Origin of the sequence: Haemophilus paracuniculus (assembly GCF_002015115.1) — a bacterium.
GTDB classification, from domain to species: Bacteria; Pseudomonadota; Gammaproteobacteria; order Enterobacterales; family Pasteurellaceae; genus Haemophilus_E; species Haemophilus_E paracuniculus.
Window position 1 is genome coordinate 56,914 of record NZ_MUYA01000009.1, and the last position, 26,416, is coordinate 83,329.

At 48.1% G+C, this 26,416-nt stretch carries 26 protein-coding genes; 20 read left to right on the plus strand and 6 right to left on the minus strand.

Annotated elements, in window-relative coordinates:
* Positions 1-7 precede the first annotated feature (7 nt).
* Both B0187_RS07565 and B0187_RS07570 read right to left on the minus strand, forming a co-directional pair.
* Positions 8-880, minus strand: coding sequence for an N-acetylmannosamine kinase (locus B0187_RS07565; protein ID WP_078237260.1), 873 nt, complete (start codon positions 878-880; stop codon positions 8-10).
* Positions 880-1,575, minus strand: a complete 696-nt coding sequence (locus B0187_RS07570) for an N-acetylmannosamine-6-phosphate 2-epimerase (protein ID WP_078237261.1) — start codon at positions 1,573-1,575, stop codon at positions 880-882. Before B0187_RS07570 ends, B0187_RS07565 begins: the two co-directional genes overlap by 1 nt.
* Before the next feature lie 489 nt (positions 1,576-2,064).
* Between B0187_RS07570 and B0187_RS07575 the strand changes: the two genes are divergently transcribed.
* From B0187_RS07575 to B0187_RS07655, 17 genes are all read left to right on the plus strand, one after another.
* On the plus strand, positions 2,065-3,654 hold the full coding sequence (locus B0187_RS07575; RefSeq protein ID WP_078237262.1) for an ABC transporter substrate-binding protein: 1,590 nt from the start codon (positions 2,065-2,067) through the stop codon (positions 3,652-3,654).
* A gap of 130 nt (positions 3,655-3,784) precedes the next feature.
* The gene (locus tag B0187_RS07580) at positions 3,785-4,738 is read left to right on the plus strand and encodes an ABC transporter permease (RefSeq protein ID WP_078237263.1); all 954 of its coding nucleotides are present in this window, start codon (positions 3,785-3,787) and stop codon (positions 4,736-4,738) included.
* Positions 4,738-6,693 carry a dipeptide/oligopeptide/nickel ABC transporter permease/ATP-binding protein gene (locus tag B0187_RS07585; RefSeq protein WP_078237264.1) on the plus strand — a complete coding sequence of 652 codons (1,956 nt, stop codon included), beginning with the start codon at positions 4,738-4,740 and terminating at the stop codon, positions 6,691-6,693. The genes B0187_RS07580 and B0187_RS07585 overlap by 1 nt, the downstream gene beginning before the upstream one ends.
* Before the next feature lie 3 nt (positions 6,694-6,696).
* Positions 6,697-7,503, plus strand: a complete 807-nt coding sequence (locus B0187_RS07590; protein ID WP_078237265.1) for an ABC transporter ATP-binding protein — start codon at positions 6,697-6,699, stop codon at positions 7,501-7,503.
* 298 nt (positions 7,504-7,801) lie between these two features.
* Entirely contained in the window at positions 7,802-9,424 is a 1,623-nt protein-coding gene (locus tag B0187_RS07595) for an FAD-binding protein (protein WP_425432442.1), read from the plus strand.
* Positions 9,425-9,614: 190 nt separating this feature from the next.
* Positions 9,615-10,058: a Fe-S cluster assembly transcriptional regulator IscR gene (iscR, locus tag B0187_RS07600; protein ID WP_078237266.1), complete on the plus strand. Its 444-nt coding sequence runs from the start codon at positions 9,615-9,617 to the stop codon at positions 10,056-10,058.
* A 28-nt stretch (positions 10,059-10,086) separates the two neighbouring features.
* Positions 10,087-11,301: an IscS subfamily cysteine desulfurase gene (locus tag B0187_RS07605; protein ID WP_078237267.1), complete on the plus strand. Its 1,215-nt coding sequence runs from the start codon at positions 10,087-10,089 to the stop codon at positions 11,299-11,301.
* 88 nt (positions 11,302-11,389) lie between these two features.
* Positions 11,390-11,773, plus strand: coding sequence for a Fe-S cluster assembly scaffold IscU (gene iscU / locus B0187_RS07610; protein WP_078237268.1), 384 nt, complete (start codon positions 11,390-11,392; stop codon positions 11,771-11,773).
* Positions 11,774-11,876: 103 nt separating this feature from the next.
* Entirely contained in the window at positions 11,877-12,200 is a 324-nt protein-coding gene (iscA, locus tag B0187_RS07615; RefSeq protein WP_078237269.1) for an iron-sulfur cluster assembly protein IscA, read from the plus strand.
* Positions 12,201-12,208: 8 nt separating this feature from the next.
* Positions 12,209-12,730 carry a Fe-S protein assembly co-chaperone HscB gene (hscB, locus tag B0187_RS07620; protein WP_078237270.1) on the plus strand — a complete coding sequence of 174 codons (522 nt, stop codon included), beginning with the start codon at positions 12,209-12,211 and terminating at the stop codon, positions 12,728-12,730.
* 9 nt (positions 12,731-12,739) lie between these two features.
* Positions 12,740-13,381, plus strand: coding sequence for a DUF2625 family protein (locus B0187_RS07625; RefSeq protein ID WP_078237271.1), 642 nt, complete (start codon positions 12,740-12,742; stop codon positions 13,379-13,381).
* Between the two features lie 46 nt (positions 13,382-13,427).
* The gene (gene hscA, locus B0187_RS07630) at positions 13,428-15,281 is read left to right on the plus strand and encodes a Fe-S protein assembly chaperone HscA (protein ID WP_078237272.1); all 1,854 of its coding nucleotides are present in this window, start codon (positions 13,428-13,430) and stop codon (positions 15,279-15,281) included.
* A gap of 54 nt (positions 15,282-15,335) precedes the next feature.
* A complete protein-coding gene (fdx, locus tag B0187_RS07635) occupies positions 15,336-15,677 on the plus strand; it encodes an ISC system 2Fe-2S type ferredoxin (RefSeq protein ID WP_078237273.1) in 342 nt (113 codons plus the stop codon).
* Positions 15,677-15,871 (plus strand): Fe-S cluster assembly protein IscX, encoded by a 195-nt coding sequence (iscX, locus tag B0187_RS07640; RefSeq protein WP_078237274.1) that lies wholly within the window; start codon positions 15,677-15,679, stop codon positions 15,869-15,871. The genes fdx and iscX overlap by 1 nt, the downstream gene beginning before the upstream one ends.
* A 188-nt stretch (positions 15,872-16,059) precedes the next feature.
* A complete protein-coding gene (locus tag B0187_RS07645) occupies positions 16,060-17,439 on the plus strand; it encodes an outer membrane protein transport protein (RefSeq protein ID WP_078237275.1) in 1,380 nt (459 codons plus the stop codon).
* Positions 17,440-17,503: 64 nt separating this feature from the next.
* Positions 17,504-18,058 (plus strand): methylated-DNA--[protein]-cysteine S-methyltransferase, encoded by a 555-nt coding sequence (locus tag B0187_RS07650; protein ID WP_078237276.1) that lies wholly within the window; start codon positions 17,504-17,506, stop codon positions 18,056-18,058.
* A gap of 81 nt (positions 18,059-18,139) precedes the next feature.
* Positions 18,140-19,795, plus strand: coding sequence for a putative transporter (locus tag B0187_RS07655; RefSeq protein ID WP_078237277.1), 1,656 nt, complete (start codon positions 18,140-18,142; stop codon positions 19,793-19,795).
* A gap of 71 nt (positions 19,796-19,866) precedes the next feature.
* Here B0187_RS07655 and B0187_RS07660 read toward each other — a convergent pair whose 3' ends face one another.
* Complete coding sequence (locus B0187_RS07660) at positions 19,867-21,531, minus strand: ABC transporter substrate-binding protein (protein WP_078237278.1); 1,665 nt, start codon at positions 21,529-21,531, stop codon at positions 19,867-19,869.
* Positions 21,532-21,819: 288 nt separating this feature from the next.
* Between B0187_RS07660 and tadA the strand changes: the two genes are divergently transcribed.
* The 3 genes from tadA to B0187_RS07675 are packed head-to-tail and all read left to right on the plus strand — an operon-like array spanning position 21,820 to position 24,046.
* Positions 21,820-22,374, plus strand: a complete 555-nt coding sequence (tadA, locus tag B0187_RS07665; RefSeq protein WP_078237322.1) for a tRNA adenosine(34) deaminase TadA — start codon at positions 21,820-21,822, stop codon at positions 22,372-22,374.
* Between the two features lie 48 nt (positions 22,375-22,422).
* Complete coding sequence (purR, locus tag B0187_RS07670; RefSeq protein WP_078237279.1) at positions 22,423-23,433, plus strand: HTH-type transcriptional repressor PurR; 1,011 nt, start codon at positions 22,423-22,425, stop codon at positions 23,431-23,433.
* A 10-nt stretch (positions 23,434-23,443) separates the two neighbouring features.
* A complete protein-coding gene (locus B0187_RS07675) occupies positions 23,444-24,046 on the plus strand; it encodes a DedA family protein (RefSeq protein WP_078237280.1) in 603 nt (200 codons plus the stop codon).
* Between the two features lie 183 nt (positions 24,047-24,229).
* On the opposite strand, the gene hisIE is transcribed toward B0187_RS07675, so the two are convergent.
* Genes hisIE through hisA form a run of 3 tightly spaced genes read right to left on the minus strand, consistent with a single transcriptional unit; the run spans position 24,230 to position 26,388 of the window.
* Entirely contained in the window at positions 24,230-24,832 is a 603-nt protein-coding gene (hisIE, locus tag B0187_RS07680; RefSeq protein WP_078237281.1) for a bifunctional phosphoribosyl-AMP cyclohydrolase/phosphoribosyl-ATP diphosphatase HisIE, read from the minus strand.
* A 51-nt stretch (positions 24,833-24,883) separates the two neighbouring features.
* The gene (gene hisF / locus B0187_RS07685) at positions 24,884-25,657 is read right to left on the minus strand and encodes an imidazole glycerol phosphate synthase subunit HisF (RefSeq protein WP_078237282.1); all 774 of its coding nucleotides are present in this window, start codon (positions 25,655-25,657) and stop codon (positions 24,884-24,886) included.
* Entirely contained in the window at positions 25,639-26,388 is a 750-nt protein-coding gene (gene hisA, locus B0187_RS07690; protein WP_078237283.1) for a 1-(5-phosphoribosyl)-5-[(5-phosphoribosylamino)methylideneamino]imidazole-4-carboxamide isomerase, read from the minus strand. Before hisA ends, hisF begins: the two co-directional genes overlap by 19 nt.
* Between the last annotated feature and the right edge of the window lie 28 nt (positions 26,389-26,416).

The following is a 26,416-nucleotide window of genomic DNA, read 5'->3' on the forward strand; positions in this document are numbered from 1 at the left end:
AAGTTCCTCAGAGTTGTTGTTTTGTCCAGTAAGCCGTGCCGATTAACCCTGCGTCTTGCCCGAATTGTGCGGGGGCGAGTTCGCAGTGGTAGAAAGTCGGCATTGCGTTTAAAAATTGTTGTACGAGGGGTAGGTAGCCGCCAGCCAAGCCAACGCTCCCACCGATCACGACTTTTTGTAAATCAAGGCTAATTCGTAGATCCGCAATCAGATTGGCGATCGCTTTTGCAGATTTTTCGACTAAACCGACCGCTTGTGGATCGCCTTGGCGGAAGCGTTCAAACACGGTTTTCGGATCGCACGGATTTTCCCACTGCGAAGAGACCGCCTCAATCGCGCGCCCAGAGGCAACCGCCTCTACGCAACCTTGCCGTCCGCAACCGCAGATCGCCCCGTTGGGATCGGCAAGGCTATGCCCGAAATGCCCAGCAACGCCGTGCGGTTCGGTCAGCAATTTGCCGTTTAAAATAATGCCACCGCCGACCCCAGTCGAAACGGTAATAAAGGCGAAATTTGGCACCGCTTGCGGATCTTCGTGCTGATATTCTGCACAAGTGGCAGCTTGGGCATCGTTGAGCAAGCCAATCGGCTTATCGGTGTGGCGAGCGAGGCTTTGTTTGAGGGGAAATTCGGCGAGTCCGCCGAGATTTTTCGGGTTCAAGGCGGTAAGAACGCCATTATTGATGATCCCCGTTGAGGCGACCGCCACATAATCAAATTGCCCTTGGTAGGCTTGGATCAACTCGCCTAAGGCGTGGTGCATTGCCTCCGCTCCCTCCGCTTGGGGGGTGGCAATCTGTTTACGGGCGGAAATTTGGTTCTGTTCCACTAAGGCGGTGGCGATTTTCGTGCCACCAATATCAAAGGCAAGGCAACGCATTATTTGCCCCCTTGTTGAGCGGATTCAATCGCCGTGGCAAACCAACTGACGATATGCTCCAAGCGAGTGAGCGCCGAGCCGACCGTGACAAAATCCGCCCCACATCTGATCGCTTGTTGAGCCAGTTCAGGGCTGTTGTAACGCCCCTCCGCCATCACATTTGCACGAAGGGCTTTGAGATCACGCACGAGCTGATAATCGGGGTCGTCTGGCACTTCGCCACTGGTGTAGCCCGACATCGTACTGCCGACAATATCAAAACCGAGCTGATGGCAATAACGCCCTTCTTCCAAATTTGAGCAGTCCGCCATCGCCAAACAGCCCCGTTCGTGAATGCGTTTCAACGCCATTTCAATTTCAACAGGGCGAGGGCGGAACGTGCCGTCCACCGCAATAATATCCGCCCCTGCCTCGGCTAAATCATCAATATCCTGCAAGAAAGGAGTGATCCGCACGGGGCTATCAGGCAAATCACGCTTGACGATCCCAATAATCGGCACATCGACCACGGGGCGAGTGGCTTTTAAATTCGCCACGCCCTCGATCCGAATCCCTTTCGCACCGCCAATCACACAGGCTTGTGCCATTGCCGCCACAATGTTCGGATTATCCATCGGGCCATCATCAACGGGTTGGCAAGAGGCGATTAAGCCATTTTGCAAAGCTGCCAACAACTGAGGGGATTTTTTTGACATATTTACTCCGTTGTTTTGAGTGAAAATTGATTTTTACTTCATTTTAGAACAAGAAAACGCAAGACGAAAGCAACAAATCTAAAAAATGAGATCTAGATCGCAAAATTTTTAAAAATCCTACCGCTTGTAGGTTGCGGTTTACCCCCCTCCCCACCTGCGGTGGTACTCCCCCCGCAAGCGAGGGGAGATCTGATTAGCCGCTAGTTAGCGAGAAGGATTGATCTGCCCCCGTTTACGGGGGAAGTACCCTGCGGAGCAGGGGGTAGGGGGAGAAATTTTTAAAAATTTCACCGCTTAAAAGAAAATTTTTTCGTGAGCGAGATCACAGATTTGAACATTGAGCCTTTATCTCTGATGATTAAATGATATGATAGTTTCAATTCAAAAAATAATCTAAAAATGATTGCTTTACTTCATTTTTGATTATTCAACAAATGTTCAGAAAAAGTGGTACTGAACTTCTCTCTCTCAGCAAAAAGGAGCGTGTTTATGACTCATTCATTCGAATTAAACGAATCTCGCCGTCACTTTATGAAATTGTTAGCTGGCGTCGGGGCAGGTGTGGCGTTTAGCGGTTCGTTAGGGGCTTTTTCAAGCAATGCGTTAGCCAAAGCGACCGCAGGATCGTCCATTGAGGCGGGGATTGCTTATCCCATCTCAACAGGGTTCGATCCGCTGACTTCGAGCGGTGCTTCATCATTAGCAGCCAACTTGCATATTTTTGAGGGCTTGGTTGATTTGCACCCAGCGACTCGTCAGCCTTATCTTGCGTTGGCGGCCAAAGAGCCAGAGCAAAAAGATGAAGTGACTTATCACATTACTCTGCGTGAGGGGGCGACCTTCCACGATGGCAAACCAGTCACCACCGCCGATGTGGTCTATTCCTTTGAGCGTGTGTTAGATCCTGCCAAAGCCTCGTTGTTTAGCCAATTCATTCCATTTATTGAGTCGGTCAAAGCGGTGGACGATAAAGTGGTGGAATTTAAATTGAAATATCCATTTGCGTTATTCAAAGAGCGTTTGACGATTGTGAAGATCGTGCCGAAACACCTCATTGAAGAAAAAGGTCAAGCCGCCTTTGATGCAAACCCAGTCGGCTCAGGCCCTTACCAATTCGTGTCTGCGACCAAAGATGACCGCATTGTGTTCAAAGCATTTGAGGCTTACAACGGTCTCTATCCAGCCAAAGTTGAGAAAATGACGTGGTTCTTGCTTTCTGATGATGCGGCGCGTGTGACGGCACAAGAATCTAACCGTGTTCAAGCGATTGAAAGCGTGCCATATCTTGATGCAGAACGTTTAAAACGTCGTCAAACGGTAGAATCTGTCCAATCATTTGGCTTGTTGTTCTTAATGTTCAACTGCGAAAAAGCACCGTTTAACAATCCAAAAGTACGTCAAGCGTTGCACTATGGTTTGGATACGCAAAAACTGATCGATATTGTGTTCCTTGGCAATGCGAAAGCAGCAACCTCTTATGTGCAAGATACGCACCCAGGCTACACAAAAGCCAAAGCACAATACGATTTCGACAAAGCCAAAGCAGAGGCTTTATTGAAAGAGGCTGGCGTAACCGAATTGAGCTTTGAATTGCTTGCGACCGACCACTCTTGGGTGAAAGAGTGTGCGCCATTGATTTTAGAATCGTGGAACAGCTTAAATGGCGTGAAAGTTACCCTTAAACATCTACAATCTGGGGCGTTATACGGCTCATTTGTCGATACAGGCAACTATGAAGTGGTGATTGCCCCGGGCGATCCGTCTGTCTTCGGTAACGATTTAGACCTCTTATTAAGCTGGTGGTATCGTGGCGATGTCTGGCCGAAAAAACGTTTCCGTTGGAGCAATACGCCAGAATATGCCGAAGTACAAACTGCCCTTGATAATGCCGTGCGTGCGAAATCTAATGAAGAAGCCAAAGCGGAATGGGATAAAGCCATCAATATCATTGCAGAGCAAGTACCGCTTTACCCAATTTTGCACCGCAAATTACCAAGTGCTTGGAATGATAAATCACTCACTGATTTCCAACCATTGCCAACCACTGGCTTATCTTTCCTCGGCGTAGGTCGTAAGTAACGTCAATTTGCCCCTTCCCAAATTTAAAGCCTCCCCCGTTTACGGGGAAGGGTAGGGAGGGGGCAATGATACATTTTCAAAAATCTTACCGCTTGCATTTCTATTTTGTAGCTAACTATATGGAGAAAAAATGGAAATCGTACTTCGTTTGCTGTTACGCCGCCTAATGGCTCTGCCCGTAATGATGTTGGGCGTAACCGCATTAGTTTTCATTGTCTTACAATTTACCCCCGGTGATCCTGCTACCGTTGCCCTTGGCGAAAGTGCAACAGAGGCGGCAAAAGCCTTGTGGCGTGAACAGCGTGGGTTAAATGATCCGTTGATCGTGCAATACTTCCGCTTTATCGGCAACTTATTACAATTCGATTTTGGCGTGACCACACCGCCTGAACAGCCGATTGTGGATATGATCGCCAAAGCCTTCCCACTCACTTTACAACTCACCTTAATCGGTGTTTTCTTGGCGGCCATCGTCTCTTTTACCCTAGGTGTCACCGCAGCACTTTACCGTGATCGCTTAGTGGATCAGATTATCCGCTTAATTTCAGTAGCAGCGGTCGCTACCCCATCATTCTGGCTAGGTATCTTATTGATCCAATGGTTCTCACTCAATTTAGATTGGTTTCCATCGGGCGGATTTGTGCCGTTTAGCGAAAGCCCGAGCGAGTATTTTTCCTCAATGGTGTTGCCGTCTCTTGCCCTTGCGGTGCCAGTGTGTGCCTCGTTAATTCGGGTGGTGCGTACCACAATGGTGGAAGAAATGGATAAAGATTACGTCCGCACCGCTATCGGTAACGGCGTGCCATATTCGACCGTGATTCGCCATAATGTGCTACGCAATGCGTTGATTACCCCTGTTACTGTGTTGGGCTTGCGTGTGGGCTATTTGCTTGGCGGTGCAGTGGTGATCGAGCAGATTTTCGACTTACCGGGAATGGGTAAACTCATTTTCAACGGCATTGTCAATCACGATCTTAACCTTGTACAAGGGGTCGTGCTAACCATTGCTTTTACCTTTGTGGTGGTGAATATCATCGTGGATATTCTCTATTTGTTGATTAACCCTAAAATTCGGAGTCTATAATGTTTCGTCAAGGATTAGCAGAGCGACTTGCTTCTGGCGGAGCAAGATTCAAAGCCTTATCAACCAGCGCCAAAATTGCGTTACTCTTTATTCTCTTTGTGGCATTCGTGGCAATTTTCGCCCCCTTTGTGGCGACCTTTGACCCATTGCAAACCCTTAGACCCGTCCAAGCACCGAGTGGCGAATATTTGTTCGGAACGGACCGCTTGGGACGCGATATTTTCTCTCGAATGGTATGGGGTGCAAGAACCTCGCTCTTTATCGGGCTAGGTGCGGTTGGCTGTGCAATTATTTTCGGCGGCATTTTAGGGGCAACCGCTGCCACCGCCCAAAAATGGGGCAATGAGATCATTATGCGGTTAATGGATATTTTAATGGCATTCCCGGGCATTGCCCTTGCCGCCGTGCTATTAGCCACCTTTGGTAACTCTGTACCTGTGATCATCATTACGATTGCGGTGGTTTACACCCCTCAACTCGCCCGCGTGGTGCGTGCCAACGTGGTTGCCCAATGGGAAGAAGATTATGTGCGTGCCGAACGTGTGTTAGGGGGAAGTCGTACCTACATTTTACTCAAACACGTTGTGCGAAATACCGCCGCCCCTGTCTTAGTTTTTGCGACTGTAATGGTTGCCGATGCGATTGTGTTTGAGGCGTCGCTCTCATTCTTAGGGGCTGGGGTACAACCGCCATTCCCATCGTGGGGGAACATTCTTTCCGAAGGACGTAACCTCGTGTTAAGCGGTTTCTGGTGGGCGACAACCTTTGCAGGTTTGATGATTTTGCTGACCGTGCTGGCGCTCAACATTCTCGCCGAAGGCTTGACCGATGCGCTAGTCAATCCAAAACTTAAACGCACGCCACAATCGAAAGAAAACCGTGCAGAAAAACCGCTTGCGACCGATGTGCAAGAGGCGATGGCGGAAAGTTTGGCGCTCAAACGCTACCTAATGCAGTTAAATCAGCGTGAAACCACGCGTAACGACCGTATGCAACTTAACCCAAATGCGAAACCGATTCTGCAAGTAAAAAATCTCTCGATCCGTTTCCCGAATCGCTACGGCGAAATTCCGTTGGTGGATAACATCAGCTTTACCGTACACGAGGGCGAAACAATGGGCTTGGTGGGCGAGTCGGGCTGTGGGAAATCCATCACGGCATTCTCGATTATGGGCTTATTGCCGAAAACGGCGAAAATCACTGGCGAAATTCTGTTTACCGACCGAGCCGGCAATCAGCACGATTTGCTAAAATCTGCCGATTTAAACCGCTTGCGTGGGCACGAAATCGCGATGATCTATCAAGATGCGTTGAGTGCGTTAAATCCGTCTATGCGAATTAAAGATCAAATGGCACAACTGATTAGCCGTGGCGGAAAACAGACTGCCGAAACCTTGTTGGAATGGGTGAAATTAGATCCGGCCAAAACCCTCAACCGCTATCCGCACGAATTATCTGGCGGACAACGCCAACGGGTGTTGATCGCAATGGCATTGGCGCGTGAACCAAAATTATTGATCGCAGACGAACCAACCACCGCCCTTGATGTGACGGTGCAAGCGGAAGTGATCAAACTGCTCAACGAATTGCGTGAAAAACTCGGCTTTGCGATGGTGTTCGTCAGCCACGATCTTGCCTTAGTCGCACAAATCGCCCACCACATTACCGTAATGTACGCGGGGCAAGTGGTGGAGGCTGCCCCAACCTCACCGTTGTTGGCCAATCCAACCCACGAATATACCAGAGGCTTGCTCGGCTCAGTGCTTTCAACCGAGGCAAGAGCGAAACGGCTTTACCAAATTCCGGGCAGCGTGCCATCGCCATTTGATTTTGCCAAAGGCGACCGCTTTGCCAGCCGTTCGTTACGACCAGATGCCAACCCTGATAAGCGTCTGAAATTAGTACCAACCGCCGATCACCCGAAACACCTTTGGGCATCGCATTTGGAGGATTAACCAATGAGTATGAAATTTATCCAACCGAACAACATCATTGATATGACCGACATTGTGGTGCAATTTCCGTCCCGAGACGGCTCGCTGTTTAACCGCAAAAAAATCACGGCGGTCAATGGCGTGAATTTCAGCGTTGCCGCAGGGGAAACGGTCGGCATTGTGGGCGAATCTGGCTGCGGCAAATCGACCTTAGCAAGCGTGATGATCGGCTTGCAAAAACCGACTTCGGGCTTGGTCAAATTCAACGGCTTGCAAATGCAGTATGGCAGTGCCGAGGCGAGAAAACAGTTCGGACGGCAGGTTTCCGTAATCTTCCAAGATCCTGCCACCGCCCTCAATCCTCGAATGAGAGTGCTGGATATTCTCAAAGATCCCCTCGATATTCACAACATCTTGCAACCCCACGAACGGGAAAAGCGTGTCTATGAACTGCTTTCACGGGTTGGCTTGCCTCGCTCGGCAGCGTTAGTTGAACCGACCCGTCTCTCGGGCGGACAAAAACAACGGGTCGCGATTGCCAGAGCCTTGGCACTCAACCCGAAATTGATCGTGGCGGACGAACCCACTTCCGCCCTTGATGTCTCGGTGCGTGCGCAGGTGCTGAATTTGCTCGCCGATCTCAAAAAAGAGCTCAACCTTGCTATGGTGTTCATTTCCCACGATATCCAAACGGTGCGACAAGTATCCGACAAAATCGTAGTAATGTACGCAGGGCAAATCGTCGAATCTGGCACAGTAGAACAAATTTTCGAAAACCCGAAAATGGATTACACCAAACGACTATTAGGGGCAGCACCGTCGTTGTTGTGATTAGATCCTACTTTCTTTGCTTCGCCAAAGAAAGTCGGCAAAGAAAGGCGATCCCGAGCATTTTGCTGATGTTTCGCTGTTTTCTAATTTCTACGAACGATTTATAAACTCGCTTGCGTTGCAAGCTCAAACAGTACAAATCGTTCTTGAAATTAACGAAAACGCTCAACGCAAAATGACGGGGGATTTTATTTGAGCGAGATAATCGTTCGTAGGGGCGGATTTTATATCCGCCCTTGTTGCCAATAAACGATGAAATTTTCCAAAATCCAACCCCTTGTAAACAGATATTTTTTGTATGATAAACAAAATCCATATCTCTCAAACTATTGAAACGGATCTGCTAATTATTGGCTCAGGCATTGCTGGCTTGGCTTGTGCGGTGGAGGCAGAGCAGGCAGGGATTCGCATGCTGTTGGCGACCAAAACGGTGATTGGGTCGGGGGCGAGTTATTTTCCGTTGAAAGCCACGTTGGGGATTCAAGTAACGGGTGGGGCAGGGGATATCGAACGTTTTCGGGAAGATATTGAGCGAGTGGCGTGCGGTCAGAATAATCCGAAAATTGTGCAAGCCTATTTGGAAGATTCGCCGCAAGCGATTGATTTATTAAGCAAAATTGGCTTTGAACCGTGGCAGCGGCAGGATAATCGCCCTGCCTGTTTTGCCAAATATGCTCGCCCAATTTTTCTGATTAACCAATGGCGAGAGGCGGCGAAGCGAGCTAAACAGATTCTCGCTGGGCAATCCACCCAAATCCTTGAAAATGCCACTTTGGTTAAAATTGTTAGCCGTGAAAATCGGGTGCAAGGGGCAGTGTTGGCGGTGCAAACAAGCGGTCAGATCCGCTATCTTTTTTGCCAAACGCCGCACATTATTTTGGCAAGTGGTGGCATTGCAGGGCTTTATCAGCACAATCTTTACCCTGCGGACGTAATCGGCTCAACCCATTTCCTCGCTCAACAGGCGGGGGCGAAGTTGGTCAATTTGGAATTTATCCAGTTCATTCCTGCCTTTGTCGAGCCGAAATATAAGGTGCTGTTCGGCGAGCATACCCTCAAATATGTTAAGAAAATCACCGATCACGAGGGCAAGGATTTGTTCCCTCATTTGACCGCCGAGCAGTTCGCCGCAATGGTACAAATGCGAAGTGATTACGCCCCGTTCAGCGTGGATTTTGCCAGTGTCGAATTTGACCGTGTGATAATGCAATATCTGCTGGAAAATCCGCAGGCGAAGAGCGTTTATTTGCATTATGATTCGGCGATTTATCAGGATCAAACCGAGTTTTATCGGGTCTATTTGCAGTGGCTTTCGCAGGAAGTAGGGATCGATTTGGTGCGAGATCCGATTGCGATTGCCCCTTTTGCCCATAGTTGCAACGGGGGAATTGAGATTGATGAATTTGGCGAAAGTGCGGTGCAGGGGCTGTTTGCGGTGGGCGAGGTGTCGGCGTGTATTGAGGGGGCGAATCGACTGGGCGGAAATTCGGTCGGCGGTGGTTTGGTGTTTGCTCGCCGAGCGGTGGCGAAGATCACCGAACGGCAAAAATTTTCGGAAATCCGACCGCTTGCAGAGGCGGAAAGTCTTGCCAAAACGACGGAAAATCAGCTTAACCAACTTGCCAACCCCAATGCTGATCCGAACCTGACCGCCAGCGAAGTGTTACAACAAATCCGCACTCAAATGGCTCGTTTTGCCAATGTTTACCGCACCGAAGCGAACCTCACGCAACTGCTGGCGGAACTTGGGCGGTTAGAACAACAATTCTGTCCGATTACTCATCATTATCATCAAGGGCTTGAAATTTACCATGCCCTCAAAACCGCCCAAGCGGTGGTTTCCGCAATGCTCAACCGCAAGCAAAGTTTGGGATCGCACTTTCGGGCGGATGATCAGGGAGAGCAAGCGGTGGGAAAGTAGCTATTTTCCTGAAAAATCTTTACAATAACGCCGTTTTTGAACAACAGAAAAGCAAAACGGGCGTTTCATAACGAAAACCTTTTAATACGATAAGCCTAAAATTCTTGACTATAATAGTAGGGTATATCACAATCTCGCCCGTATTAGCGTTATCGCTTTTTTTGCTTTTGCTTTTTTGGAGTGTTTCACTATGAAATTAACCTCGCGTGGTCGTTATGCTGTAACCGCCATTTTAGATATTGCGTTACACGGGCAGTCAATGCCTGTGAGCTTGGCGGATATTGCAGAGCGTCAAGCCATTTCTCTCTCTTATTTAGAGCAACTTTTCGCTCAACTTCGCCGCGAGGGGCTTGTGCAAAGTGTGCGTGGGCCGGGCGGTGGTTATCAACTGGGTAAATCCCCCGCAGAAATTAGCGTTGGCACGATTATCGCCGCGGTGAATGAAAGTGTCGATATTACAAAATGCAAAGGAAACGGTAACTGCCACGATGATTCAAAATGTTTAACCCACACCCTTTGGGAACGTTTGGAAGATCAAATCGGGCAATTTTTGAATACGATTTCGCTCGCGGAATTGGTTGAAGAACACAAAGAACACGATTGCGAAACGGCACATTGCCACGATCACAAATAATCACACCGATTTTTTATTAGGAGTAACAATGAAATTACCGATTTATTTAGACTATGCGGCAACTTGTCCCGTGGACGAGCGTGTTGCGAAAAAAATGATGGAATATATGACGAAAGAGGGGATTTTTGGTAACCCTGCCTCTCGCTCGCATAAATTTGGTTGGGAAGCGGAAGAAGCGGTGGATATCGCCCGTAACCAAATCGCGGATTTAATTGGTGCGGATTCTCGTGAAATCGTGTTCACTTCGGGTGCAACCGAGTCTGACAACCTTGCGATCAAAGGGGCGGCTCACTTCTACCAAACCAAAGGTAAACACATCATCACTTGCAAAACCGAACACAAAGCGGTGTTGGATACCTGCCGTCAATTAGAGCGTGAGGGCTTTGAAGTTACTTACTTAGAGCCAGAAAAAGATGGTTTAATCAGCCTCGCTAAATTAGAAGAAGCGATCCGCCCAGACACCATTTTAGTGTCAATTATGCACGTGAATAACGAAATCGGTGTGATCCAACCTATCAAAGAAATCGGTGCATTGTGCCGTGCGAAAAAAATCATTTTCCACGTGGATGCGACCCAATCGGTCGGCAAAATTGATGTGAATGTACAAGAGTTAAACGTAGATTTAATGTCGTTTTCAAGCCACAAACTCTACGGGCCAAAAGGGATCGGCGGTCTTTACGTTTGCCGTAAACCACGCGTGCGTTTAGAAGCGATTATCCACGGTGGTGGCCACGAGCGTGGTATGCGTTCAGGCACATTGCCTGTACATCAAATTGTGGGTATGGGCGAAGCCTACCGCATTGCCAAAGAAGAAATGGCGAGCGAAATGGTGCGAATCACCGCCTTGCGTGATCGCCTTTACAACGGCTTGAAAGATATGGAAGAAGTTTATGTAAACGGCTCAATGGAACACCGTGTCGGCAGCAACCTCAACATCAGCTTCAACTTCGTTGAGGGCGAATCAATGATGATGTCGTTGCGTGATATCGCCGTTTCATCGGGTTCAGCCTGTACTTCTGCGAGCCTTGAACCATCTTACGTTCTGCGTGCATTAGGCTTGAACGATGAATTAGCCCACAGCTCAATCCGTTTCTCAATCGGTCGTTGGACAACCGAAGAAGAAATCGACCACACGATTGAAATCGTGAAAAGAGCAGTAAACAAACTGCGTGAACTCTCGCCACTTTGGGAAATGTTCAAAGACGGCGTAGATCTTGACGCAATCGAGTGGAATCACCACTAATTTTTCGACAAGCGGTGGGATTTACAAAAATTTTGCAGATAATCCTACCCCTTGCAATCCACTAATTTAATAAAAGAGGAACATCAAAATGGCATACAGCGATAAAGTTATCGATCACTACGAAAACCCACGCAACGTTGGCACACTCGACAAAGACGCCGCAGACGTTGGTACTGGAATGGTGGGTGCGCCTGCTTGTGGCGACATCTTACGCTTACAAATCAAAGTAAACGATCAAGGTATCATCGAAGATGCACGCTTTAAAGCCTACGGCTGTGGCTCTGCAATCGCGTCAAGTTCGCTTATCACTGAATGGGTAAAAGGCAAATCCCTTGACGAAGCAGGTCAAATCAAAAACAGCGACATCGCCGAAGAGCTTGAATTACCACCCGTAAAAGTTCACTGCTCAATCCTCGCCGAAGACGCGATCAAAGCCGCTATCGCTGACTACAAAGCGAAGAACGGTCAATAACAAGCGGTAGGATTTCCGCAAATTTTTACAAGGGACACGAGCATCGTGTCCCTACGCCTAACATAAAGATTTTCTTGATTTAACCCATTAAAAAGGACACCCAATGAGCATTACCCTCACCGAAACCGCAGCAAACCGTGTAAAAACCTTTCTCGACAACCGTGGCAAAGGCATTGGCTTACGCCTCGGCGTGAAGACTTCGGGCTGTTCGGGGCTGGCGTATGTACTGGAATTTGTTGATGTGTTAAATGAAGATGATCAAGTGTTTGAGCAGCACGGCGTGAAAGTGATTGTCGATGAAAAAAGTCTCGTTTACCTTGCAGGCACGCAGTTAGACTATGTGAAAGAGGGCTTGAACGAGGGCTTTAAATACAGCAACCCAAACGTGAAAAACGAGTGCGGTTGTGGCGAGAGCTTTAACGTTTAGGGGGCGAAATGAATAATCCATTTGCCCTTTTTGATCTACCCGTGCAGTTCCAAATCGACTTAGATCGCCTTTCGGAACGCTATCTTGCACTACAAAAATCACTTCACCCCGACAATTTCTCGGCAAGTTCCGCCCAAGAACAGCGTTTAGCAATGCAAAAATCGGCGGAAATCAACGATGCGTTACAGATTCTCAAAAATCCGATCCAACGTGCGGAAGCGATCATCGCCTTAAACACCCAACAAACCGCTGATCTAGAACAAAAAAGTGCCAAAGATATGGCATTTCTAATGCAGCAACTGGAATGGCGTGAAACCCTTGAAAGCATTGAAAACGCAAAAAATGAAGCGAAACTGACCGCTTTCAGCCAAGAGATCGAACAAGCCAAAAAAACAATGTTGCAAGATCTGGAAACCGCCCTCAACAACCAACAATGGCAACAAGCGGACGGATTGTGCGATAAATTGCGTTTTATCCAAAAATTACTCGCCGAAATTGAACGCGTGGAAGAGCAACTGTTTGATTTTTAAGGGGATAAAATGAAAAGTTTAGACGAATTATTAGATCCACAATCGGCGTGGTTGGTGTTAAAAGAGTGGTTTACCCAAGCGACCAACCGTTATGAAATTCTGGCAAGCTACCCCGAAAATGCAGGCAAAGAGCTACACGGAATGCAACTGCCGACCCGCTCGCCATTAGGGGCGATGATTTATGAAACGGGGGGCGTGCTGATCGATTACGGCTGGTTACGCTTACTTGGCTCGGGCAACGAAAAATTACCCCGTGGTGTATTTGAATGGAATTTCGGTAAAACTTTTGAAGCCTCAGGCGAACAGCCCCCGTATTTATTGGTGGCGGACGACATTCTCGGCGGTTATTTTGCGATTAACGCAGGCGGATTAGGTGACAAAATCGGGCAAATTTACTACTACCACCCGAAAAAAGCCGAATGGCAATGCCAAAATCTCAGCTATTCCGAATTTCTCGGCTGGGCGTTAATGGGCGATTTGAATGCTTTTTATGCCGACCAACGCTGGCAAAACTGGCAAACTGACATCGCCAACCTCAACGGCAGCCAAGTTTACAACCCCGAAACCAAAACCAGCGTTCCCGTTGAACGCCATTATCAAGCAACCTTTAATGCCGATGATAAATATAGTTTTGGCTATTCGGTCAATTAACTTTTTTAACAGAATTAAGCGATAAATTGAGAACATAGAGAACAAAATGGCATTACTTCAAATTTCTGAACCGAACCAAACCCCTGCACCGCACCAAGCGAAATTGGCGGTAGGGATTGATTTGGGGACGACCAATTCCTTAGTGGCGACGGTCCGCAGTGGGCAGGCGACCGTGTTAGCCGATCAGCAGGATCGAGCCTTAGTGCCGTCCGTGGTGCATTATGGCGAGAGCGAGAAAATTGTCGGCGTTGAGGCGTTTCAACAGGCGGCGAGCGATCCGCAAAATACGGTGATTTCGGCGAAACGCTTGATCGGGCGTTCCCTTGCCGATGTGCAGCAACGCTACCCGAATTTGCCTTATCAATTCAACCAAAGCGAAAATGGCTTGCCGTTGATTGCCACTCGCCAAGGCAACAAAAGCCCTGTGGAAGTGTCGGCGGATATTTTGAGCCATTTGAACAACCTTGCTGAACAGCATTTAGCGGGCGAATTATCGGGCGTGGTGATTACCGTGCCAGCCTATTTTGACGATGCTCAACGCCAAAGCACCAAAGATGCAGCACGCTTGGCTGGCTTGAATGTGTTGCGGTTACTGAATGAACCAACCGCCGCCGCGATTGCTTACGGGCTGGATAGTGGTCAAGAGGGTGTGATTGCCGTGTATGATTTGGGCGGCGGCACTTTCGATATTTCGATTTTACGCCTCAGCCGTGGCGTGTTTGAAGTATTGGCGACTGGGGGCGATACGGCTCTCGGTGGCGATGATTTCGATCATTTATTGGCGAATTGGATCGCCGACCAAGCTGGCGTGCAACCGCAAAATGCCCGTGAACAGCGTGAGCTTTTGACCCTTGCCACCCAAGCCAAAATTGCCCTTTCGCAAGCGGATAGATTCTCGCTAAATTTTGCCAACTGGCAGGGCGAGATCAGCCGTTCGCAATTTAACGAGCTAATCCAACCGCTTGTCAAACGTTCGTTGCTCACTTGCCGCCGAGCCTTGAAAGATGCAGGGGTTGAGAGTAGCGAAGTGCGAGAAGTGGTAATGGTGGGCGGTTCGACTCGTGTGCCATTTGTGCGTGAGCAGGTGGGCGAATTTTTTGGTCGCACCCCATTGACTTCGATTGACCCTGACAAAGTGGTAGCTCTCGGGGCTGCGATTCAAGCGGATATTTTGGTCGGCAACAAGCCCGATGCGGAAATGTTGTTGTTAGACGTTGTGCCACTTTCTCTCGGGATTGAAACAATGGGCGGATTGGTGGAAAAAATCATTCCTCGCAACACCACCATTCCCGTGGCGAAAGCCCAAGAATTTACCACCTTCAAAGATGGTCAAACCGCAATGACCGTCCATGTTGTGCAAGGCGAGCGTGAGCTAGTGGACGATTGCCGTTCCCTCGGACGTTTTACCCTGAGAAGCATTCCGCCAATGGTGGCAGGGGCGGCTCAAATTCGAGTAACTTACCAAGTCGATGCAGACGGTTTGTTGAGCGTTACCGCAATGGAAAAATCAACCAAAGTGCAAGCCTCAATCCAGATTAAACCATCTTACGGCTTGACCGATGAAGAAGTAACGGAAATGATCCGTTCTTCATTAACCAACGCCAAAGAGGATATGGAAGCTCGCCAGTTAGCCGAGCAACGGGTGGAAGCGGATCGGGTGATTGACAGCGTGATTCAAGCCTTGCAAGCGGACGGTTCAGAGATTTTAACCGTGGACGAATTTAAGGCGATTGAAGCGGAATTGGCTCGCTTGATCGAGCTGAAAAAAGGCACGGATCGCACCGCTATCCAACAGGGTATCAAAGATCTCGATCACGCTACCCAAGAATTCGCTGCTCGCCGAATGAATGTTTCAATCCAAAAAGCCCTTGCGGGTAAAGCGGTTGATGAAATTGTTTAATTGGTACGGACGCAAGCCTTGCGTCCCTACTTTTCACTAAAAAGAGGATAAAAAATGCCAAAAATCGTATTTCTTCCTAACCAAGAATTTTGCCCAGAGGGTATGGTGGTGGAAGCGGAAACTGGGGCGAATTTGCTTGATGTCGCCCACGAAGCTGGGGTAGAAATTCACCACGCTTGTGATGGCTCTTGTGCTTGCACCACTTGCCACGTGGTAATTCGTGAGGGTTATGATTCCCTCAACGAAACCACCGATCAAGAAGAAGATATGCTTGATAAAGCGTGGGGCTTGGAAATGGATAGTCGTTTGAGCTGTCAATGTATCGTTGGCACGGAAGATCTGGTGGTCGAAATTCCGAAATATAACCTTAACCACGCAAACGAGGCGGCACACTAATGAAATGGACCGATAGCCAAGAGATCGCGTGGGCGTTATACGACCGTGATCCCGATCTCGACCCAAAAACCGTGCGTTTTACCGATATGCACCAATGGATCTGCGAAATGGAAGATTTCAATGATGATCCCGAAGCCTCAAACGAACATATTTTAGAAGCGATTTTGTTGAAATGGCTGGAAGAATATGAATAAAACCAAACCGCAGGAAACTGCGGTTTTTTCTTGCTCGAAAGGTTGGCGACTGGTCGGAACACTCTGTTTTGGATTGATTGTTCGGGGATCGATTCGTAGAATGGCGACCGTGTTGTGTTCACGACAATGTTTTTCTCAAAGAGTTCATCATTAGAACGAAAACAAAACGAAACCATAGGGAATTTTTTATGAACAAATTTACCAAAACGGCAATCGCCTCAATTTTCAGTTTTTCAGCGGTGGGGGCTTATTCAGCCGCTTTCCAACTTGCCGAAGTTTCAACTTCTGGCTTAGGTATGGCTTACGCAGGTAACGCAGCGGTGGCGGATAACGCTTCCGTGGTGGCAAACAACCCTGCGTTGATGACCAACTTCAAAAGCACCGAAATTTCTGCGGGTGGCGTTTATGTTGATGCCCACGTGAATGTGGACGGCAGATTCGGCACGGTAAATGCTTCACACCGCAATGTGATTCCAAACGCCGTTGTGCCAAATATGTACATCGTTAGCCCTGTGAACGACAAATTCTCACTCGGTGGTGGCGTAAACGTAAACTATGGTATGAAATCACAATATAACGACCAATTTAACGCAGGCGTTTACGGTGGTTTAACCGAATTAACCGCAATGAATTTCAACCTCAGCGGTGCTTATGATTTAGGTAGCGGTTTCAGTTTTGGTGCGGGTTTAAATGCCGTTTATGCCGATGCGGATCTTAAACGCTACTTAGGCGTGGGCGGTAAAGCGATCGCACAACGCTTAGGTCAAACGGCGACAGCATTAGTCGCAGCGGGGGATACCGCTCGTGCCACCGCATTAGGTTCAGTGGCTCAACAATTAGCGACAATGCCAAACAATACCGTTGTTTCAGAAATTAAAGGCGACAAATGGGCATTGGGTTGGAACGCAGGTCTTGCTTATGCGTTAAACGAAAATCACCGTTGGGGTCTCTCTTATCGTTCAGCGGTAAATGTGAAATTTAAAGGACAATACTCAAATGGCTTCCCAACCGCTTACAACGCCTTATTGGCTCAACTTGCGGCAACTGGCACGAGCTTGCCAATCAGCCAAGCCACGGGCGGTGCAGAGGTTGCAGGTCGTTTAACCCTCAACTTACCAGCGGTGTGGGAATTTTCAGGTTATCACAAACTAACCGACCGCTTGGCGATGCAATATAGCTACAAATTAACCGAGTGGAAACGCCTCAAAAGTTTAACGGCTTACGGCAATGCAGGAAATACGCTCTTTACCAAAGCGGAAGATTTCAGCAATTCATCTCGCTATGCGTTAGGTTTCTCTTACGATGCGTCTGAGCAACTTACCTTACGCACAGGTTTTGCTTACGACCAAGCGGCAAGCAAAAAACATAAATCGATCTCAATCCCAGACACCAGCCGTACTTGGTATTCTGTGGGTGCAACTTACCGCTTCACCCCGAACCTTTCTGCGGATGTGGGCTTTGCACACTTGCGTGGCAAAAAACAGCAGTTCACCGAGGGTAACTTAGGTGCATTTAACACCAAAGCCCGTGCAAATCTTTACGGTTTGAACGTGAACTACAAATTCTAATTTTAGATATTCCCCAAAGGCGTGTAAGATACACGCCTTTGTTATTTTTGCGAAAAGGAAAAAGATGTCAGCGATTTTCTATCATTATTATCCCTCGCCCGTCGGCAATTTATTGCTACTTGCCCAAGATAACGCCTTGATTTATATCGAATTTGAGCAGGAACAACGCACCACCAGCGTGGAAAAATTTCAAAAAGCGAACGGAACAAGCGGTGAGATTTGGCAAATTTTTTGCAAAGCAACCGCTATTTTAGATCGCTATTTCGCAGGGGAAAAAATTGATTTCCGCACCCTCGATTTCCTCAAACCGCAAGGCACGCCATTCCAACAGGCGGTATGGCAAAAGTTGCGAGAAATCCCCTATGGTGAAATCACCAGCTACGGCGAGATCGCCCAACAGCTCGGCAAACCGAAAGCAATGCGAGCGGTGGGCGGTGCGGTGGGGCGTAATCCGATCTCGATTTTAATCCCTTGCCACCGTGTGCTAGGTAAATCGCAAACTCTCACGGGCTTTGGGGGCGGATTGCCAGCCAAACGCTATCTGTTGCAACTGGAAAAAATCCCTTACCAAGATAAGGGGATTGAGTTTGTCAATCCGAAAATCAAAAAATGGGATTAGTATCCTAAATCTTTGAACTAGCTCACATTTTTTCCGCCCATACTTTGCTAAAATTCCACAAAAATTTTTGTGGGGGACAAAATGAGCGACATTGCATTAACGGTCAGCCTGTTATCGTTGGTGGCGGTAATCGGCTTGTGGCTAGGGCATATCAAGGTGCGAGGCGTAAGCCTCGGCATTGGTGGCGTGCTGTTTGGGGGGATTTTCGTTTCCCACTTTATGAATCAATTTGGGGTGCAACTCGACAGCAAAACCCTGCATTTCATTCAAGAGTTCGGTTTGATCCTGTTCGTTTATACCATTGGTATTCAGGTCGGGCCGGGCTTTTTTGCTTCTCTACGCCATTCGGGCTTGAAACTGAACGCCTTTGCGGTCTTGATTGTGGCGTTAAGCGGTCTGTTAGTCGTGATTTTTCACAAAGCGTTCGATATTCCGTTGCCTGTGATTTTGGGGATTTTCTCGGGGGCGGTAACCAATACGCCGTCTTTGGGGGCTGGGCAACAAATTCTGGCGGAACTCGGCGGCGTGAACAGCACCAACGTAATGGGAATGAGCTATGCGATTGCCTATCCGTTTGGGATTATCGGCATTTTGCTCTCAATGTGGCTGGTGCGGATTCTGTTTAAAATCAACGTGGACAACGAAGCCACCGCGTTCGACAGCCAACAAAAACAGAAAAAAGAGGGATTAAGCACCCTCAACGTGCGGATTACCAACCCTAATTTGAACGGTTTAACCCTCAAAGAATTGCCTGATTTTGAACTGCACGAGGTGGCTTATTCACGCCTGAAACGGGGCGAACAGTTGTTTGTGCCGAAGGTGGACACCACCATTCAAGTGGGCGATGTGTTGCACCTCGTGGGCGAACCGCAGGCATTGCACAAAATGCAGTTGATTATTGGCGAAGTGGCGAACATTTCCCTTTCAACCCAAGGCACGGCGTACCGCAGTGAACGAGCGGTGGTTACCAACGAAAAAGTGTTCGGCAAAAAAATTCGCCAGCTAATGCTGAAAGGCAAATATGATGTGATCATTTCTCGCCTCAATCGGGCTGGGGTGGAACTGATCCCCACGGGGGAAACTACCTTGCAATTCGGCGATGTGCTAAATTTGGTTGGGCGACAAGAGGATATTGAGAGTGTAATGTCGGTGATCGGCAACGCTCAACAAAAATTACAGCAGGTGCAGATGTTGCCGATTTTTATCGGGATTGGCTTGGGCGTGCTACTCGGCTCAATTCCGCTCTATATCCCTGGTTTTCCTGTGGCGTTGAAACTCGGGCTGGCAGGTGGACCTTTGGTGGTGGCGTTGATTTTGGCGAGAGTGGGTAGCTTCGGCAAACTCTACTGGTTTATGCCGCCGAGTGCCAACCTCGCCCTGCGAGAAATCGGCATCGTGCTGTTCCTCGCGGTGGTCGGCTTAAAAGCAGGGGGCAATTTCCTCGACACCTTGCTCAGTCAAGACGGCATCACTTGGATCGGCATCGGGGCGATGATTACCTTAATCCCTCTCATCATCACGGGCATTGTGGCAAGAATCTACGGCAAAATGAATTACCTTTCCTTGTGCGGTTTGCTCGCAGGCTCAATGACCGATCCGCCTGCCCTCGCCTTCGCCAACGCCATCAAAGAAAACAACGGTGCAGCTTCCCTCGCCTACGCCACCGTTTATCCCCTCGTGATGTTCCTGCGGATTATCTTACCGCAGCTCGTTGCCATTCTGCTTTGGGCTGGCTAGGTGGCTCAGCATAAAAACAAGCGGTGCGATCTGGAAAATTTTTTCGGATCGCACCGCTTGCGTTTGAGGGATTATTTCTCTAAATAGAGATCCTTAATGTAGTAAATCCCCTGCGGGCTTTTGCCCTCGTAGCCTTTGAGTTTTGGATTTTTGAGGAACAAACCTGCGTAGTGGTAAATCGCCACAAAAGGGTGGTTGCGGTCGAGTTCCGCTTCCGCTTTGGCGTAAATTTCCTCACGTTCGCTGTCGGTTTTCGCCTTGTAAGAGCTATTTACGAGCTGATCGTAGGCTTCGCTTTTGAAGTTAGTTTCGTTCTGGTTGCTGTTGGAAAGGTAGCGAGTGAGGAAGGTGCTTGCCTCGTTATAATCCGCCACCCACGCCCCGAAGGCAAGGCTAAATTCCTTGCGGTGTTTGAGGTCGGAAAAGGTTTTCCATTCCATATTTTTGAGGGAAATGTCTGCCATTCCGTCCAAATTTTTCTTCCACATTGAGGTAACCGCTACGGAAATGGTTTTCAAACCATCGTTGGTGCTGTAAAGCAACTCGCTACGTACAGGGTTTTGGCGAGAGTAGCCCGCCTCTTGCAGCAGCCGTTTTGCCTCTTGATTGCGTTGCTCTTGCGTCCAGTTAGCGTAGTCAGGTTGCTGAATTTTGCTGCCCCCGAAGATGTAATTTGGGGTAAACGTAAAGGTCGGGGTTTGCCCGTAGCCCAAAATTTTATCGGTGATGATATTGCGTTCCACCGCTAAATCCAACGCTTTTCGCACTCGCACATCATCAAAGGGCGGTTTGGCAAGGTTAAATTCATAGACATAAGTGGCGAGTTTGCGGTTGTTGCGAATGTGATCTTTATATTGCTCACGGAATTTCGGATCTTTGTAGGTCGCAATCGGAATGAAGGAAAAATCCAACTCGCCCGTGCGGTAGCGCGCCACCGCCGAGGTGTCGGTGAGAATGTAGTAAGTCGCTTCTTCGATCACGGTTTTGGTATTGTTCCAGTAGTTTGGATTGCGTTTAAACGTGATTTTTTCGTTGATCGAACGCTCTTTCAAACTATACGCCCCGTTGCCCACCAAATTTTCAGGGCGAGTCCAATCATCGCCATATTTTTCAATGGTCGCCTTATGCACGGGGTAGAGGGTTACATTGTTGGTTAAATCCGCCGCATAGGGGATCGATTCCGACAATTTCACTTGGAAAGTGTAATCATCAAGGGCTTGCACGCCGAGGGTTTCGGGCGATTTTTTGCCCTCAATGATATCTTGCGTGTTTTCCACCTTCATAAAATCAAGGTAAGACGAATAGGGTGCTGCCGTTTTTGGATCAACCAACCGCCGCCACGCATAAACAAAATCGTGGGCGGTAACGGGATCGCCGTTCGACCATTTCGCATCTTTACGCAGATAGAACGTCCACGTTTTGAAATCGGGCGAGGCTTCCCAATGTTCCGCCACCCCTGGGATAATATTGTCGTCCGCATCGGTGCTAACTAAGCCCTCAAACATTTGATAAATCAACTGACTTGCCCCTGCATCAGCGGATTTTTGCGGATCGAGGGTGGCAGTTTCCGCCACCGAATGAAGTCGGATCACCTGCTTATCGGCAAGCACCGTGCCAGCTGGCACATCGGCGGCGAAACTAGCTTTGCCAAAGGCGAACAGCAATGCACCGCTGAATATGGAAAGTTTGGCAAGGCGTTGTGATTTTGCCCAAAATTTTCGAGTTGTGTTTTGCATAAAATTCCCCTCTTAGAAATGGATGAGAAGTGGATTGAGATTTTGTGGTAAAAATTCGCTGAAAACAGACCGCTTGTCGGCGAATACCCTGCCGTTTTAGCCAAAATTTGCACGATTTGCAATCAGATTTTGTGAAAAATGTGAGCTGTTTAACATTTTTTTCACAAAAATGAGGGGATGGATGAGGGCGTTTGTGATTTGTGGGGGGATCGATTAAAATTCTGCCCCTGTTTTACCGCCGTTCGCTTTGCAAGCGGTCGGATTTTTTATTTTTTCGATGATTTGACGATGTTTATCCAACCGAACCAAATTTTTTGCGATCTCACCCTTTCCGAACAGGATCAACACTTTATGCAACGGGCGTTGGCGTTGGCGGATAACGCCGAAGCCGAGGGGGAAATTCCTGTCGGGGCGGTGCTGGTGGGGGCGAATGGCGAGGTGCTGGGCGAGGGCTGGAATCGGTCGATTTTGCTTTCCGACCCCACCGCCCACGCGGAAATTCAGGCGATCCGAATGGCAGGGCAAGCGGTGAGAAATTACCGATTATTAGACACCACCCTTTACGTTACCTTAGAGCCTTGCCCAATGTGTGCGGGGGCGATTTTGCATAGTCGCATTGGGCGGTTGGTATTCGGGGCGAGCGACTACAAAACGGGGGCGGTCGGCTCGCGGTTTCACTTGTTTGAAGATTACAAAATGAACCACTTTTTGCAAATTCGGGGCGGGGTTTTGCGAGAGCGATGTAGCGAAAAAATCAGCCAGTTTTTCCAAAAACGGCGGTTGGCTCAAAAAATGGCACGTCAAAATTTGCAACAATCCGACCCCTTGTTAAGCCAAATTTAAGGGAAAATTTGTTATACTGTCGCCCGTTTTTAGTGAAAGGAGAGAGCAATGGCTACAATCAAAGATGTTGCCAAATTAGCTGGGGTTTCGACCACCACCGTTTCCCACGTAATCAACCAAACTCGCTTTGTGGCGGAAGATACCCGCAATGCGGTTTGGAATGCGGTGCAAGCCCTCAATTATTCGCCGAGTGCGGTGGCTCGCAGTTTGAAAGTGAATACAACCAAATCAATCGGAATGATTATTACCACCAGCGAAGCCCCTTATTTTGCGGAGATTGTGCTGGCGGTGGAACGCCATTGCTATGAACAGGGCTACTCGCTATTTTTGTGCAATACGCAAAATGATACGGTGAAAATTCAGAACCATTTAGATATGTTAGTCAAAAAACGGGTAGACGGTGTGCTGGTGATGTGTTCCGAATACACCAAAGATTCGTTGGAATTGTTCACGGGCATCAATGTGCCAATGGTGGTAATGGATTGGGGACGCCAAAATGACCGCAGCGACCGCATCGTTGATAATAGTTTTCAAGGCGGTTATTTGGCGACCAAACATTTGATCGATAATGGACACACGGATATTGGCGTGATCGCAGGGCATCTGAATAAAACCATTTCAAAAGCCCGTTTTGAGGGTTTTGAAAAAGCGATGAAAGAGGCAAATTTGCCGATCCGTGAGGAATGGATTTTCGAGGGGGATTTTGAACCCGAAGACGGCTTTGAGCAGATGAACAATTTATTACGATTGGAAAAATTGCCGACCGCCGTATTCTGCTTTAACGACACCATTGCGTTGGGGGCAATTTCCGCATTGAGCGAGCGGGGCAAATTTGTGCCGCAGGATATGTCGATTATCGGCTACGATGATATTCATAGTTCCCGTTTCTATTCGCCGCCATTGACGACCATTCATCAATCAAAATCCCGTTTGGGCGTGAAAGCGTTGGAATTGCTATTGGCTCGCATTTCAAATCAAGACCAAAGTTATGAGCCACAAACCTTGGAATTTTTCCCTGAATTGGTTGTCCGTAGTTCGGTGAAAACGTTAAATAAATAGAGGAAAAGTAATGGAATTGTTAATTTCTTTTTTCAGTAGCTACGGTTATTGGGCGGTTTTCTTTGTGCTACTGATTTGTGGCTTTGGCGTGCCGATCCCCGAAGATATTACCCTCGTTTCGGGCGGTGTGATTTCAGGTTTGGGCTACACCAATGTGCATTGGATGTTGGTGGTGAGTATGATCGGCGTGTTAGTCGGCGACAGCACAATGTATTGGCTCGGACGCATTTACGGCGAACGCATTTTGCAATTTCCGCTGATCCGCAAAGTTGCCACCCCAGAACGTTTCGCCACCGTGCAAGAACGCTTTGAAAAACAGGGCTGGAAATTGTTATTTGTGGCACGTTTCCTACCAGGTTTGCGTGCGGTGGTTTACCTCGTGTCGGGCATTACCCGTAAAGTGAGTTTCTTCCGTTTCGTGTTGGTAGATTTTTGTGCGGCGATTATTTCCGTGCCAATCTGGGTTTACCTCGGCGATTTCGGTGCTCAAAATTTGGATTGGCTGCACGATCAAGTCAAAAGAGGGCAAACGACCATCTTCGTGTTACTCGGCTTAGGGGCGTTATTTCTCGGTTGGAAATGGTATCGCAACCGCAAACAAAAACAGGCTTAATCTAGGTTTAATCAAAGTAGAAGGGCATTTTAAATGCCCTTTTTTATGCTTGAAATTTCAGGAAATCTGACCGCTTGTGTCTGCTGTCATTGTGAGGGCGGATATAAAATCCGTCCTTACCGAACAATGATAAATCTTGTAATTTTGACTCTTTTTATTCGTGCAAACAGATAAAAGAATTCTCTATTTATGCCGCTCTTTGAGTTTTGCAATCACATCCGCCCAGCTTAGATCTGCATTTTGTAGCAGCACTGTTAAATGGTAGGCAAGGTCAGCCGCTTCGCAGATAGTCTCATTGCGATCTTTAACGGTGGCAGCAAGGGCGGTTTCCACACCTTCTTCGCCAACTTTCTGGGCGATCCGTTTTGTGCCTTTGGCGTAGAGTTCTGCGGTGTAAGAGCTTTTCGGATCAGCTCCTTTGCGTTCGGCAATTAAGCGTTCTAATTTTGCAAAAAAGACCCAATCAGGCTCTTTCTCAAATTGATGAAAACAGCTTTCTTCGCCCGTATGGCAGGTTTCGCCAATCGGATCGGCTAAAATCAATAAGCTATCGTTATCACAATCAAGGCTCATTTCGACAACCTTTAAAAAATTGCCTGAGGTTTCGCCTTTTGTCCAAAGTCGTTCTTTGGTGCGTGAATAAAAGGTAACACGTTGTTCTGAAAGGGTTTTTGCGAGGGCTTCTTCATTCATATAGCCAAGCATTAACACTTCGCAAGTTTGATAATTTTGTACAATCACGGGCAGCAATCCGCCCACTTTTTGCCAGTTGATTTTGGTTTGCATCTTGTTTCCTTATTGTAAAATTTTTAAAAATCTGACCGCTTGTTTGCGAGGCTAACAGCGAACTTCAACCCCTTGATTTTCAAGATATTTTTTCAGATCGCTGATATTGATAATCTGCTTATGAAATACACTCGCTGCCAAAGCCCCATCGACATTGGCATCCACAAAAGCATCACGAAAATGCACCATTTCGCCCGCACCGCCTGAGGCGATCAGTGGGACTTGGCACACTTCACGCACTTTTTTAAGTTGCACCAAATCGTAACCATTTCGCACGCCGTCTTGGTTCATCATATTTAGCACGATCTCACCCGCCCCACGGCGTTGCACTTCGGCGACCCAGTCGAGCAGTTGCCAGTTGGTTTGGCGGGTGCGTTTTTCATCGCCCGTGTATTGATTGACCCAGTATTTGCCCGTTTCGGTTTCAAACCAGCTATCAATCCCCACCACGATCGCCTGCACGCCAAAGCGTTCGGCAAGCTCGGTGATTAAATTGGGATCGGCTAGGGCAGGTGAGTTGATCGAGATTTTATCCGCCCCAAAGGCGAATAATTTTTCGGCGTCCGCCACCGTTTTAATGCCACCTGCGACACAAAAGGGAATATCGATTACCTCGGCGACCCGTGCCACCCAGCTTTTATCGACCGTGCGACCATCTGATGAAGCGGTAATATCGTAAAACACCAGCTCGTCCGCCCCTTCCGCCGCATAGCGTTTAGCAAGGGGTACGATGTCGCCGATAATTTCGTGATTGCGAAACTGCACGCCCTTGACCACCTGCCCGTCTTTTACATCTAAGCAGGGAATTATCCGTTTTGCCAACATTCGATTGCCTCCGCTACGCTAAATTTTCCCTCTAACAACGCTCGCCCCACGATCACGCCTGCCACGCCAGTGCCTTTTAATGCCGAAATATCGTCAAGCGAGCCGATACCGCCTGAGGATTGGAACGAAATTTGCGGATATTTTGCACAAATTTCTTGATAAAGAGCGATATTTGAGCCAGATAGTGTGCCGTCTCGGGAAATGTCGGTGCATAAAACGTGCTGTAAACCGACCGCTTGAAAATCATCAATCAAGGCTTCAAGCGACACGCCACTTGCCTGCTGCCAGCCGCTGATCGCAATAATTTTTTGCCCTTTGTCGTCAATGTTTACATCTAAGGCAAGCACGAATTTATCCGCACCGTATTTATCAAACCAGCCCTTAACCATTGCAGGATTTTTCACTGCCGTTGAGCCAATCACCACCCGATTTGCCCCCACCGCAAGCAAATCCGCCACATCTTGCTCAGTGCGAATACCGCCACCGACTTGGATCGGGCAGTCTGTCGCCTCAATAATCTTGCCGATTAATGCTGTTTGGCGTTTGGCAGGATCTTTGGCACCTGTCAAATCAACCAAATGCAACTGTTCTGTCCCTTGTTTGACATAATCGGCAAATTGGGCGATAGGATCATCGCTGTAAGTGGTCTGCTTGGCATAATCGCCTTGGTGCAACCGCACCACCTGCCCCTCGATCAAATCAAGAGTAGGGATAATCATAGATTTTTTCATTGATGTTGTGTCCTTATTTTTGTAAAAA